14 protein-coding genes are annotated in these 14,120 nt (G+C 30.5%); all 14 read left to right on the top strand.

Annotated features, from left to right (window positions below; genetic code table 11):
- Positions 1–18: 18 nt before the first annotated feature.
- The 14 genes from KP710_RS05545 (at position 19) to rfbB (ending at position 14,100) form a co-directional block, all read left to right on the top strand.
- Positions 19–1,485 (top strand): flippase, encoded by a 1,467-nt coding sequence (locus KP710_RS05545; RefSeq protein WP_048952741.1) that lies wholly within the window; start codon positions 19–21, stop codon positions 1,483–1,485.
- On the top strand, positions 1,485–2,594 hold the full coding sequence (gene glf / locus KP710_RS05540) for a UDP-galactopyranose mutase (protein ID WP_048952742.1): 1,110 nt from the start codon (positions 1,485–1,487) through the stop codon (positions 2,592–2,594). The genes KP710_RS05545 and glf overlap by 1 nt, the downstream gene beginning before the upstream one ends.
- Positions 2,595–2,605: 11 nt before the next feature.
- Entirely contained in the window at positions 2,606–3,721 is a 1,116-nt protein-coding gene (locus KP710_RS05535) for a glycosyltransferase family 4 protein (protein ID WP_065422541.1), read from the top strand.
- The gene (locus tag KP710_RS05530) at positions 3,714–4,514 is read left to right on the top strand and encodes a LicD family protein (RefSeq protein WP_048952743.1); all 801 of its coding nucleotides are present in this window, start codon (positions 3,714–3,716) and stop codon (positions 4,512–4,514) included. Before KP710_RS05535 ends, KP710_RS05530 begins: the two co-directional genes overlap by 8 nt.
- Positions 4,507–5,484 carry a glycosyltransferase family 2 protein gene (locus KP710_RS05525; protein WP_111407959.1) on the top strand — a complete coding sequence of 326 codons (978 nt, stop codon included), beginning with the start codon at positions 4,507–4,509 and terminating at the stop codon, positions 5,482–5,484. Before KP710_RS05530 ends, KP710_RS05525 begins: the two co-directional genes overlap by 8 nt.
- Positions 5,485–5,507: 23 nt before the next feature.
- Positions 5,508–6,500, top strand: coding sequence for a glycosyltransferase family 2 protein (locus KP710_RS05520; protein WP_048952745.1), 993 nt, complete (start codon positions 5,508–5,510; stop codon positions 6,498–6,500).
- Between the two features lie 4 nt (positions 6,501–6,504).
- A complete protein-coding gene (locus KP710_RS05515; protein WP_140476331.1) occupies positions 6,505–7,752 on the top strand; it encodes an O-antigen ligase family protein in 1,248 nt (415 codons plus the stop codon).
- A gap of 1 nt (position 7,753) precedes the next feature.
- On the top strand, positions 7,754–8,461 hold the full coding sequence (locus KP710_RS05510; protein WP_111407668.1) for an IspD/TarI family cytidylyltransferase: 708 nt from the start codon (positions 7,754–7,756) through the stop codon (positions 8,459–8,461).
- The gene (locus KP710_RS05505; RefSeq protein WP_048952748.1) at positions 8,462–9,484 is read left to right on the top strand and encodes an alcohol dehydrogenase catalytic domain-containing protein; all 1,023 of its coding nucleotides are present in this window, start codon (positions 8,462–8,464) and stop codon (positions 9,482–9,484) included.
- Positions 9,472–9,888 carry a beta-1,6-N-acetylglucosaminyltransferase gene (locus KP710_RS05500; protein ID WP_215770976.1) on the top strand — a complete coding sequence of 139 codons (417 nt, stop codon included), beginning with the start codon at positions 9,472–9,474 and terminating at the stop codon, positions 9,886–9,888. The genes KP710_RS05505 and KP710_RS05500 overlap by 13 nt, the downstream gene beginning before the upstream one ends.
- Before the next feature lie 159 nt (positions 9,889–10,047).
- Complete coding sequence (locus KP710_RS05495) at positions 10,048–10,440, top strand: hypothetical protein (RefSeq protein WP_215770975.1); 393 nt, start codon at positions 10,048–10,050, stop codon at positions 10,438–10,440.
- Entirely contained in the window at positions 10,433–11,854 is a 1,422-nt protein-coding gene (wbaP, locus tag KP710_RS05490) for an undecaprenyl-phosphate galactose phosphotransferase WbaP (RefSeq protein ID WP_048952750.1), read from the top strand. The genes KP710_RS05495 and wbaP overlap by 8 nt, the downstream gene beginning before the upstream one ends.
- A 23-nt stretch (positions 11,855–11,877) precedes the next feature.
- A complete protein-coding gene (locus tag KP710_RS05485) occupies positions 11,878–12,978 on the top strand; it encodes an acyltransferase family protein (RefSeq protein ID WP_111407667.1) in 1,101 nt (366 codons plus the stop codon).
- 99 nt (positions 12,979–13,077) lie between these two features.
- Positions 13,078–14,100, top strand: a complete 1,023-nt coding sequence (rfbB, locus tag KP710_RS05480) for a dTDP-glucose 4,6-dehydratase (protein WP_111407666.1) — start codon at positions 13,078–13,080, stop codon at positions 14,098–14,100.
- Positions 14,101–14,120 lie beyond the last annotated feature (20 nt).

Genomic DNA, 14,120 nt, shown 5'->3' with positions numbered 1-14,120 from the left:
GAAAAAGTGGGAATGTAAATGGTTAAATACAAGTCAGTCAAATTTAATTTCATTATGAATTTTATTTTGACTCTATCCAACTTTATTTTCCCACTTATTACCTTTCCTTATGTTTCACGTATTTTGCAAGCATCGGGATTAGGTAAGGTTGGATTTGCAACTTCTATCATTGCTTATTTTAGTATGATTGCAATGATGGGCATTCCTACTTATGGTATTAAAGCCTGTGCTAAAATTAGGGATGACAGTTATAAATTAACAAAAACAGTTTATGAATTATTAATATTAAATACCATTTTCTTAGCGTTTTCCTTAACCTTATTATTACTATCTGTTATTTTTATTAATAAATTCTATATCGATAAAGAGCTATATATTATCCTAGCATTCTCAATGTTATTTAATGTATTAGGTATTGAATGGTTATACAAAGCTTTAGAACAGTATTCCTATATTACTATTCGTTCAATCTTTTTTAAAATAGCCTCACTTATTTTACTTTTTGTCTTTGTTAAAGAAAGTAACGATATACTCCCTTACGCAATGCTAACTGTGTTGGCATCAGTTGGGGCAGGAATATTAAATTTTTATAATCTAAGAAAGATTATTACATTATATAAAATCACATTTAAACAGTTAGAGATAACAAAACATATAAAACCTTCATTCACATTTTTCTTATTGACAATATCAATTACGATTTATGTTAATCTTGATTCGATCATGCTTGGTTTCATGACAAGTGATGATAATGTTGGCTACTATTCAGCAGCGGTAAAAATTAAACAAATTTTAGTAACTCTTGTAACGTCATTAGGTGCAGTAATGTTACCAAGATTAGCCTTTTATTATGAGCAAAAGCGCTTTGATGAGTTTAAAGATCTTGTTAAAAATGCACTAGGTTTTATTCTTATTGTATCATTACCATTAACGATTTATTTTACGTTATATGCTAAAGATGCCATTTTACTATTATCAGGTGAATCATTTTTAGCTTCAGTTGAACCCATGCAAATCATTATGCCAACAGTGTTTCTTATTGCATTATCTAACTTAATGGGATGGCAAATTTTAGTTCCGATGGATAGAGAGAAGCAGATTGTATTCTCTACAATTATTGGAGCGATAGTTGGCGGTATAATCAATATTTTTGCTATTCCTTATCTGGGTGTTAATGGAGCTGCAATCGCAAATTTATGTGCAGAATGTGCAGTTGTTGTTGTTCAAATTATTTTATTAAGAAAGTTCATTTTCCCTATTTTAGCTAAAATAAACATCTGGAAAATGTTAATAGCATTGTTTATTTCAACAGGCGTAACTTTGTTAATACCATTTAACTCAAATGAAATTATTAACTTATTATTATCATCAATTTTATTTTTTGGTAGTTATCTAATAAGTTTATTGATTTTAAAAGAACCAATGGTATATCAAATTTTTTCATCTGTTTTAAACAAAATTAAATTAAAAAGGAATGCATTGTAATGTCAAATTATGATTATTTAGTTGTTGGTGCGGGATTATTCGGAGCTGTTTTTGCAAGAGAAGCAGCATTAGCTGGCAAAAAAGTAAAAGTGATTGAAAAGCGCGGTCATATTGCAGGAAATATTTACACTAAAGAGGTGGAAGGGATCCAAGTTCACGAATATGGGGCTCATATTTTTCATACGAGCGATAAAGAAATTTGGGATTATGTAAATCAATTTGCAGAATTTAACCGCTATACGAATACTCCTATCGCAAATTATAGAGGTGAAATTTATAACTTACCTTTTAATATGAATACCTTTAATAAATTATGGGGTGTCGTCACACCAGCAGAAGCACTGGCAAAAATTGAAGAGCAAAGACAGGTATTAAAGGAGAAAGAACCTTCAAACCTTGAAGAGCAAGCAATCTCCCTAGTGGGTACTGATATCTATAACAAATTAATTAAAGACTATACAGAAAAACAATGGGGTAAGCCTTGTTCTGAACTCCCTGCTTTTATTATTAAGCGTTTACCTGTTCGATTAACTTACAATAATAATTACTTTAACGATACTTATCAGGGTATTCCTATTGGTGGTTATACACAAATAGTCGAGAAAATGCTCTCGCATCCAAATATTGATGTGGAAACAAGCGTCGATTTTTTTGCAAATAAAGAAGACTACTTAGCAGCTTATCCGAAGATTGTTTTCACCGGTATGATTGATGAGTTTTTTGATTATCAATTAGGGGAATTAGAATACAGAAGTTTACGTTTTGAAACAGAAACCCTAGATATGGAAAATTATCAAGGCAACGCCGTAGTGAATTATACCGATTCAGAAACGCCTTATACCCGTATTATTGAACATAAACATTTTGAATTTGGTACACAGCCTAAAACAATTATTACTAAAGAACATTCAAAAACATGGCAAAAAGGTGATGAGCCTTATTATCCTGTAAATAACGAAGAAAATAATCGCTTATACGCACAATATACAAAATTGGCTGAAGAGCAGAAAAATGTCATTTTTGGTGGACGTTTGGGGATGTATCGCTATTTTGATATGCACCAAGTGATTGCGGTAGCGTTAAAAGCAGTAAGAACCGAATTAAATTAATTGGATTTTTAATGAAAAAAATATCAATACTACACTTATCCCAAGTATCTGGCGGCGGCGTAGAAAAGTATATTAAACTATTCCTAAAATATTCAAATAATGAAAAGTTTGATAATTATCTTGTTGCTCCTAACTTAGATAATTATAAAGAATATAAGATAAAAAAATCTTTTGAATTTAATACAAATCAATCCTTTTCTATCATTCAATTGCTAAAAAATGTACTCTTTATCAGAAAAATTTTTAAAGAAATTAAACCTGATATAGTGTATTTACATAGTACTTTTGCAGGTGTAATAGGAAGGCTAGCTGCTGTGGGTTGTAATTGTAAGGTTGTTTATAATCCTCATAGTTGGTCTTTCAAAATGGACATATTATCTATTAAGAAATTATTCTATAAATCTATTGAATTTTTCTTATCTTTCTTTACTGACAAATATATTTTGATTTCTAAATCAGAATATGAATTAGCCAAAAATATTTGTTTTAATAATAGAAAATTAGAGATCATTTATAATGGTATAGAAATTAATGAAAGACACAATGAAATCAAGGAACTGTCGGCTTCATTAAGTGGTATGTATGTAATAGGGATGGTTGGACGTATTTGCGAACAAAAAAATCCCTTATTTTTTGTAGAATTTGCTAAAGAGCTTTATAAATTAAGGAAAGATATCTTTTTCATTATTGTTGGTGACGGTGAACTTAAAAAAGAGATTGAAAATAAAATTGTTGAATATGGAATGGAGGATCATTTTCTAATTACAGGGTGGGTGAATAACCCTAAAGATTATATTGAATTATTTGATCAAGCGGTTTTATTTTCAAAATGGGAAGGTCTATGCTTATCTATTGCAGAATATATGTTAGCAAGGAAACCTATTTTAGCTACAGATATTGGTGGAATTAATGATTTAATTCAAAATAATGTTACTGGGTTGTTAATTAATAACTTTAATCTAAATGATGCGGTAATAAGTTCATTAAAAATAAGAGAGAATGAAAAACTATCATATAACATATCGAAAAATGCTTATGATTTAGTTATTAATAAATTTTCTATTGAGAAACAAATGGGAAATATTGAAAATTTATTCTTTAATATGTTGGAAAAAGAAAATGAATGATTTAAAAAAAATACAGAAAATTGAGTTAGATATGCTAAAAGTATTCCATTCCATTTGTATAGAGAATAAGCTTCGTTATTATGCTGTGGGGGGGACTCTATTAGGAGCAGTTAGACATAAAGGATTTATCCCATGGGATGATGATATTGATCTTGCAATGCCGAGATCTGATTTTGAAAAATTTATAGAAATAGCGCATGAGGTATTACCTGCTAACTTAGGTTTGCATAGAAGCAAATTAAATTTAAATACATTACAGTTAGTTAATAATAAAACATGTGTAAAAAAAGGAAAAATTGAAACTCCAATATACTTAGATATTTTTCCTTTCGATGGTTACCCATCAAAAAAAATTAATAATATAATTTATAAATATAAGATCTTATTTAGAAGAATGATGTGCAAATTATCTGTAATTAATTTGCTTTCAGACAGGGATCGGGGAACGCTAGAAAATTTAATAGTTTTTCTAGGTAAATTATTTAATACTAATAAATTATTAAATTCAGATAAGCAATTAAATAAATTACAAGAGTTAATTAAGAATTATTCTTATGATACTTCATTTCTAGTTGGAAATATTCTAGGTAGATACAGAGAAAGAGAAATTGTAGAAAAAAGAATAATTGGGGAGGGAAAATTATTAAGATTTGAAGATACTGAGATATTTGTACCTGATGATTATTCAAAATATCTTACAAAAATATATGGAGATTATATGAAGTTACCTTCTTTTAAGGATAGAACTACACAGAATTTAAAAATAGTTTTTATCGGGGAATCATATGAGTAATATTTTAGTAAGTATTATCGTTCCTGTATATAATGTAGAAAAATATTTAGCCTTCTGTGTAGAAAGTTTAGTTAAGCAAACTTATAAAAATATAGAAATATTACTTATTGATGATGGCTCTACAGATAAGTCTGGAAAAATTGCAGATGAATGGGCAGAAAGAGATTCAAGAATAAAAGTCTTTCATAAAGAAAATGGTGGTTTATCAGACGCAAGGAATTTCGGTGTGCGTCATGCATCTTCAGATTGGATTATGTTTATTGACTCTGATGACTATTATGAATTATTTGCAGTAGAATATCTCGTTAGAATTAAAGAAAAATATAATGCGGATTTAATCGCTACTGCATTAAAAGGAGTATCTAAACACAATTCTTTTGAAAATAGAGAAATAACTGAACGCGATATATCTGATGCTTTGCATATGAGCAAATATCAAGCTTTGGAAGAGATGTTTTACTCTAAACGTTTTTCTTCTTCGGCTTGTGGAAAACTTATAAATAAAGAGCTTCTCTTACAAAATGAATATCCTAAGGATAAATTATTTGAAGATATGGCAACTACTTACAAACATATTCATAATGCTAAAAATATTTATATTGCACCAATAAAAATTTATGGATATTTTAAGCGAGAAGGTAGTATTGTTAACAGTAAGTTTAATGAAAAATATCTTTATATTTTAGATATAATAAATGATATTCATTCTTTCTTAAATAAAGAATATAATGATAATAGCATAAAGAAAGCGGCTAATGTAAGAAGTGTTTTCCTGTTATTGGAACTTGGAAATACCTTGCTTCGTTCAGGAATGTATGTTGATTTGAGAGATATTAGAGAGAGAATATGGCGTTATAAATACGATTTCTTTGTAAATAGTAGGGTTTCATTGAAAAACAAAATAAAATCGCTACTTTTTCTCTTTTTTCCAACGTTTTATAACTATATTAGAGTTAAATTATTAAATTAATTATAGGTTTAGAGTTATTAATTATGAATAAAGTTTTGACAATTACCGTCCCCTCCTATAATGCAGAAAATTATCTATTAGAGACAATTCCAACAATGTTATCAGTTTCTAATCCAGAAAAATTAGAAATTATCATTGTCAATGATGGGTCTAAGGATAATACATTAGCTGTTGCACAACAGTTAAAGGAAAATTATCCTGAAACTATCGTAATTGTTGATAAAGAGAATGGTGGTCATGGTTCTACTATTAACGCAGGCATTAAAATTGCGACAGGCAAATATTTTAAAGTCGTTGATGCTGATGATTGGATAGAATCTAAAAATCTAAATGAGCTTATCGGCTATTTAGAAAAATGTAATGATGACGAAGTAATATCCCCATTTGTTAAAGTATATACCGATAAAAATACTGAAGAAGTTTATTCGTATAAGCCTAAGTTAAATCAAAAAACTTATCAATATGATGATTTCTTATCTGAGATAAATGAATTGCCTAAGATGCATGCGATTTGTATAAAAACAGAAATCTTGCAGAAGAATAATATTCATATCGATGAGAACTGTTTCTATGTAGATCTAGAATATAATGTATTTCCTATACCTTATATTAAAACTATTTCATACTTTGAATTGCCTATCTATCGTTATAGATTAGGCTCCCCAATACAAAGTGTGAGTATGTCTAGCTATATAAAAAATATAAAAATGCACGAGAAAGTTCTTTTTTCTTTAATTCATTTTTATAATTCTTATCAAAATATCTCTAAAGTGCAGAAGAATTTGCTTGAAGATTTAATATCTAGTGTTGTAACAACCCAGGCGAATATCTTTTTAGCGAGAGATGACATTAATCAAGCCAAGAAAGAATTTATCGATTTTGAGAAAAAATTAGAAAATGCGAATAATATCTTTGCTAGAAAAAGTATTGGACGTAAGTTGCGTATAGTTCGGGGTTCTAAATATCTATTATTTTCTTTAATTAGTTTAATTTATAAGCGAAAATTAGCATTGTAATATGATGAGTAGAAAACTATCTTCTTTTCTAGAATATTTGTTTTTCTTATTGATAGTAATATCAACAAGAAGTATTTTTATTCATCTTTTAGATGGGGCACATAATGATAGAATAGTAAAAATACTTATCTTAATTGTATCAATGTTTATATTATTATTAAATATTAATAGCTTAAGATTAGAAAAAAAGTCCTTGCTAGGGATTGTGCTGTATTATATAGTATCCGGAGCTTTACTTTTTTATAATGTTCTTATAATAAAAGATGGAATATTGGCTTTTATATTTAATATTATTCTTTTATTACCTATCTTTTGGATTGTTTGTAGAGTATTTTATTTGAATAATAGACTTGTCTATTTATTGCATAAATACTCTGATATTGTTTTTATTATAGCTTCAATTTCATTATTTTTTTGGTTAGCAGGGAGTCTTCTAGATATTATTGAACCAAATTCCTATTTAACTTCAATTTGGGCGGATGAAGATGGTAGGCTAATTAATGGGTATTATTATCTATATTTCGAAACTCAAAAAATTAACCTATTGGGCTTTGAAGGCTGGCGTAATACTTCAATTTTTGTTGAAGGTCCCATATTTAATATTGTTCTTTTAGTTGCGTTTGTTAATCTACTTTTCTTAGATAAACGGAGTAAAAAAAGTATCAATATAAAAGCCTTGATTATTCTTGTTAGTATTTTTAGTGTGTTATCTACAACAGGAATATTCTTATCTATCTTTATATTATTATATAAATTCTACTTTAGGAATAAACTAACCAGAAAGAGAATACGTCTCTTACTTTCATTAAGTCCTGTATTACTTTATGCAACTATATTATTTCTTTATAACCTTGCATTAGATAAAGCGCAAACAGGTTCCGCATCCATGCGTGTTGATGATATTCATGCAGGTATAATAGCTTGGTTAGATAGCCCTATTGTTGGAAATGGTTACACCCATTTAGAAGCGATTTTTAAATATATGAATATGTCTATCCGACCTAATACAGGTTATAGTAATGGGATTTTAAGTACTTTAGTGCAAGGTGGGATAACATTATTTTTGATTTATTTCCTTCCTTTTATCTTGCTTTTTATTAAAAAAGGAAGAGATATGAAATTTGTTATTATTATGTGGTTTGTTATTATGTTTAGTACTATTATTGATAACACACCATTATTTTTATTTCTATGTGCTTTATCTTATTCTGTTTGCTTTGCAAAGAATGATATTAAAAAATTAGGATATTAATATGATCTACGCTGGAATTTTAGCGGGTGGTAAAGGCACTCGTATGGGTATTACAGATATGCCAAAACAATTCTTAGAATTAGGTACCAAGCCAATTCTAATTCATACTGTTGAAAAATTTCTTCTTGTACCTGAGTTTGAAAAGATTGTACTGGGCGTTCACCCTGATTGGGTAAGCTATACTGAAGATCTTATTGATAAATATTTGAGTGCACATACCGAACGTATTTTAGTTACTGAAGGTGGAGTTGATCGTAATTCGACTATTGAGAATGTGATCAATGCCATTAATGCACGTCGTCCTATTACAGATAAAGATATCATTGTGACACACGATTCCGTTCGCCCATTTTTAACATTAAAAACGATTCGGGAAAATATTGAGCTCGCTCAACAATATGACGCTGTTGATACCGTTGTGGAAGCCACAGATACGATTGTAGAAAGCAAAAATAATACGTTTATTACGGATATTCCTGAACGTAAATATTTATATCAAGGGCAAACGCCTCAGTCTTTTAAATGCCAAGAGTTTCTATCGCTTTATCACGCACTTTCTGCAGAGCAAAAAGAAATTTTGACCGATGCTTGTAAAATCTTTGTTATCAGTGATAAGCAAGTTGCTTTGGCGAGAGGCGAATATTCCAATATTAAAATTACGACGATTACGGATCTTAAAATTGCACGTGCGATGCTAGAGGAGGCGTAAATGCTAAATCAAGTTTTTCAGCTTGTTCGTCCTAAAAATATCATGATTAAATATGAAGATATTTCAGTTAATCAAAATGATAAGGTATTAGTTCGCCCTCTTTATATGGCATTGTGTCATGCAGATCAGCGTTATTTTCAAGGAAAGAGAGAACCGAGTATTCTAGCGAAAAAGTTGCCGATGGCGTTAATTCACGAATCTTGCGGTATAGTTGTTTCTGATCCAACCAAAACATTTAGTGTTGGACAAAAAGTGGTGATGATTCCTAATCAACCTCCAGAAGCAAGCGATGAAATTTTCTATGAAAATTACATGAAAGGAACAAAATTCCTTTCTAGCGGTTTCGATGGATTTATGCAAGAAGTTGTGCAACTTCCTCCTGATCGCCTTGTAAAATATGATGACATAGATGATACCGTTGCGGTTATTTCAGAGTTTGTAAGTGTGGCTGCTCATGCGGTTGAACGTTTTAATTGCATTTCTCATCCTGTTAGAGAACAGGTGGTAATTATTGGCGACGGTAGTTTATCCTATGTGACAGCAACGGTGCTTAATGCGTTATTCCCTAAAATTAAAATCACCGTAATTGGGCGTAATCACGAAAAGTTGAGTATGTTTAATTTTGTAGATAAAACCTATTTAACTAGTGAAATCCCTGAAGATTTTTCTTTTGATCACGCTTTTGAATGTTGCGGTGGTACAGGGAGTGAATATGCCATTGACGATATAATTAAATATATTAAACCGCAAGGTACAGTCATTTTGATGGGCGTAAGTGACAATAAAATTGCCGTAAATACACGTGATATTCTGGAAAAAGGGTTAACTGTTGTAGGTTCATCGAGATCTGGACGTACAGATTTTGAAACCGCAATAAACATAATGGCAAATAAACGTCTTCAAAATCGTTTTAAAAATATTATTTTTGAAGATAAACCTGTTCAAAATATCAATGACATTTATCGTGTTTTTGATACCGACTTAACAACATCCTTTAAAACTATTTTCAAATGGAAAGTATGATTAAAAATAAGCATGCTTATTTAATTATTGCTCATAATAAATTTGAACAGTTAGCATTTTTAGTTTCTCTATTGGATTATAAATATCATGATATTTATATTCTCGTAGATAAAAAGTCTAATTTTTCTGCTGAAGTTAAAAATAAGATTACTAAGGTGGCGAAAGAGTCAAATATCTATTTTTCTCAAGAATGCACTATTCATTGGGGCGGGTATTCTCAGATTGAAGCGGAAATGAAACTCTTTTCTTGGGCATTAGAATCTAATGATTATAGCTATTTTCATTTGTTGTCAGGTGTAGATTTACCCTTAGCAAGTAATGATGAAATTTATTCTTTCTTTGAAGCTAATCCTGAAAAAATTTTTTTGTCGTTAGTGAGTGAAGAAATCGCCCTAAAGAATTGAGTTGATGAACGCGTAAAATATGCTCATTATTTCTCTAATATAGGTTCAAGAAGTACGAATAATAAAGTTATAAGAAAAGCAATTAGTCTTTATAGAAAATTAGAAATCACTATTCAAAAAGCACTTAGGATCAATAGGTTAGATAAATACCGAATCGAAGTGGACTATGCGTCCAATTGGCTATCAATAGATCTAGAGAGTACACAATTATTAGTTAAAAATCAGGCTTTAATTAAAGATATATTTTATTACTCTGTTTTTGGTGATGAGATATTTATACCAACAATGATAAATAAATTAAACTTACAACATAAAATTTATTCGCCTATTCGCTTAAAAGATCAACCTGAAGATTTTCAGGGGAACCTTCGTTATATTAATTGGTGGGATGGGGCTCCGCATACTTGGACAGATAGCGAATCAGATAAAGCTCAGCTTTTATTTGCGAAAAAGAGCGGTCATTTTTTCTCAAGAAAATTTGATTTGGATAAGTATCCTAGTATGAAAAGCTTTATTTTAGAATTAACAAATAAAGGTAATGCCAATGACTAAATGGACACAGATTACATTATCAAAGATTATTCTTTTTTTTAGTGATTTTTTATCTTTGTTTTTACCTATTTTATTAATCTTCCCACTGCTTAACTTCTTTGGCGCAGGGCATAGCTATTTCCCTAGTGAACAATCAGATGAATATATTTATATTCATTTAGTTATGTCACTTTGTTGTGTTTCTTGGTTCTGGTTGCGATTAAGACATTATACTTACCGTAAGCCATTTTGGTTTGAATTAAAGGAAGTGATTCGAACACTAATCATCTTCTTTATTATTGAACTTGCCATTGTTGCACTCTCTAAACTCTATGTTTCTCGAACATTTTGGGTATTTACTTGGTTAATCATTTTTATTCTATTCCCAACAGCTAGAGTCTTAATGAAAAAACTCTTGCTAAAGTGGGGAATTTATAAAAAAGAAACGATTATTATTGGGGATGGAGAAAGGTTAAGAGAAGTTTATCAAGCACTAATCACAGAATCTTATCTGGGATTTGATATTAGATATATTGTTTCTCCCAACTTGATAATCAATAAAAAAACAGGGCAAGTTGAAGTAGTCTCTGATAATTTGGATGTGATTTCGTATTTATCCTTAGATAAAGAAACCGTTCAGTTTGTTCTTACTTTAAATGATGAAGATAAATTATATGCTTGGTTAAGATACCTAGCAAAAAATAATTATCGTTCAATCTCTGTTATTCCAAATGTTGCGGGGATTCCATTATATAGCACAGATATGTCGCTATTATTTAGTCACGAAATGTTATTTATGAGAATAAATAATAATCTGGCGAAACGTTCATCAAGAATATTAAAGCGTACTATGGATATTTTTGGATCTTTAGCCATTATCACTATGCTTTCTCCTGTTCTTCTTTATCTCTATTATACAGTTAAAAAAGATGGGGGTAACGCTATTTATGGACACCCTAGAATTGGTCGAAATGGTAAAACATTTAAATGTTTAAAATTTAGATCAATGGTAGTTAATTCAAAAGAAGTCTTGGAAGAACTATTAGCAAATGATCCTGAGGCAAGAGCAGAATGGGAAAAGGATTTCAAACTAAAAAATGATCCACGCATTACCAAAATTGGGGCATTTATTCGTAAAACCAGCTTAGATGAATTACCGCAGTTATTTAATGTATTAAAAGGAGAAATGAGCTTAGTAGGTCCACGCCCTATTGTTGCTGATGAGTTAGAACGCTATCAAGATGATGTAGATTATTACTTAATGGCAAAACCAGGCATGACAGGGCTATGGCAAGTAAGCGGGCGTAATGATGTGGATTATGATACCCGCGTTTACTTCGATTCTTGGTATGTAAAAAACTGGTCACTCTGGAATGATATTGCTATTTTGTTTAAAACGGTAAATGTTGTTTTGAAAAGGGACGGGGCTTATTAGATACTTATTTCGGGAAAATAAAAGTGAAATCATTAAATCTTAATTATATAACACGCTTAGATCATTTACGATTCTTTGCTGCTCTACTTGTTGTTCTTGTCCATATGAAAGGTAATATCAATCTTCTACCTGAAGATACTGGCTTGTTAGGGGCTTTTTCTTCATTGAGCGGTTTTATCAAAAACTGGATTTTTAATGGTTCAGCTGGCGTAAGTTTGTTTTTGGTATTAACGGGGTTCCTCTTCTGTTTAATTAGCGATTTAGGTCATAAGAAAATCAAGTATTCAGGATTTATTTATAATCGTATATTAAGAATATTTCCTATGATGGTTCTGTTAGTCTTTGTTGTAATTACAGCAAGTCGACAAACTTCCACACCCATGGATATTTTTAGGATATTAACATTGCAGCTTAACACTGGACATGAATATACAGGGTGGGGGCACCAGTTTTACCCGAGCGGACCAATTTGGACGATTGGTGTCGAATTCCAATTTTATCTGTTATTTCCTTTTCTTGCTTTATTCTTATCTAGATTTGGTGTCAAGTACTTACTTGGTCTTATATTATTAATAGTATTGATTAAATTCAATCTGGTCGTTCTAAAAGGAGGGGCAATTTATTCTAATTTATATCACTCTATTATTGGTCGTTTAGATCAATTTCTTATAGGAATGTTATTTGCAATAATATATAAAACAAGATTAGTTCAATCTATAAAAAATAATAACGTTATATCACTATTGTTATTAATCTTATCATTGCTAATATTATCGCTAAGTTTTGGTAAAAGAAGTTTCTTATCCTTTACTATTGAAGCTATATGTTGGGGGGGAGTGATTATTTCTTATTTATCTATGAGTCTGTTTAATTCTAAGATCTTAGATAATGTTTTGGCAAGGTTAGGTGAGTTAAGCTTTTCAATTTATTTATTACATCTACCTATCATTGGGATGCTTGATGAAATCCTTGATAGAATATTTTCGTATTCACCTCCAACTACATTAATTGACCTATTTATTGCTTTTATATGGAAGGTACCAATTGTCATTATGATTGCTTTTTTAACTTTTAATGTTGTTGAAAAACCATTTATGTCATTGCGAGTTAAATATACTTCATAATTGGAGAGGTTTTATGATGAAAGAAGTAAGGTTTTCATTTTTACTATATAGTTTCTATAACCTAGTTATAGGTACATAGGGTACTTTCTCTTATAAAAAATGATAAAAAAACTCTTAATCACCGGCGGTTCTGGCTTCATCGGTTCCGCCCTTATTCGATATATCATTAACCATACTCAAGATTCTGTTATCAATATTGATAAACTAACTTATGCAGCAAATCAGTCAGCTTTGAAAGAGGTAGAAAATAACCCTCGCTATACTTTTGAGCAAGTTGATATTTGTGATCTTAAGGCGATAGAAAGTGTTTTTGAGAAATATCAGCCGGATGCAGTGATGCATTTGGCGGCAGAAAGTCATGTCGATCGTTCTATTACGGGAGCAGCTGATTTTATTCAAACCAATATTGTTGGTACTTATACATTGTTAGAGGTTGTTAAGAATTATTGGCATACCTTAGACAAAGCTAAAAAAACGACCTTTCGATTCCATCATATTTCTACAGATGAAGTGTATGGGGATTTATCCTTTTCTGAACCGGCCTTTACTGAACATTCCCCTTATCATCCGAGTAGTCCTTATTCCGCCTCAAAAGCAGCAAGTGACCATTTGGTTCACGCTTGGCATCGCACTTATGGTTTGCCGGTGATTATCACAAACAGTTCTAATAACTATGGGGCTTATCAGCATGCTGAAAAACTTATCCCTTTAATGATTTCAAATGCTGTGATGGGAAAGCCTTTGCCAATTTATGGTGATGGGCAGCAGATTCGTGATTGGTTATTTGTGGAAGATCATGTTCAAGCTTTATATTTAGTTTTGACAAAAGGTCTAGTCGGAGAAAACTATAATATTGGTGGAAATTGTGAAAAAACAAACCTTGAAGTGGTTAAAACAATTTGTCAATTACTCGAAGAACTTGCACCAAATAAGCCTAATCACATTAAGTATTACGAAGATTTAATGACTTTTGTAAAAGACCGACCTGGTCATGATGTGCGATATTCATTGGATTGTTCTAAAATTCATGCAGAATTAGGTTGGCAACCACAAATAACCTTTGAACAAGGACTTCGTAAAACAGTAGAATGGTATTTATCGGATAGTTATTATGTTAAATAGGTTTTCTAATTAAATAAATG

The sequence above is a fragment of the Haemophilus sp. SZY H35 genome (assembly GCF_018829705.1).
GTDB classification, from domain to species: domain Bacteria; phylum Pseudomonadota; class Gammaproteobacteria; order Enterobacterales; family Pasteurellaceae; genus Haemophilus; species Haemophilus haemolyticus_K.
Note: the sequence above shows the minus strand (reverse complement) of the source record. Positions and strands in the feature narration are given on the sequence as shown.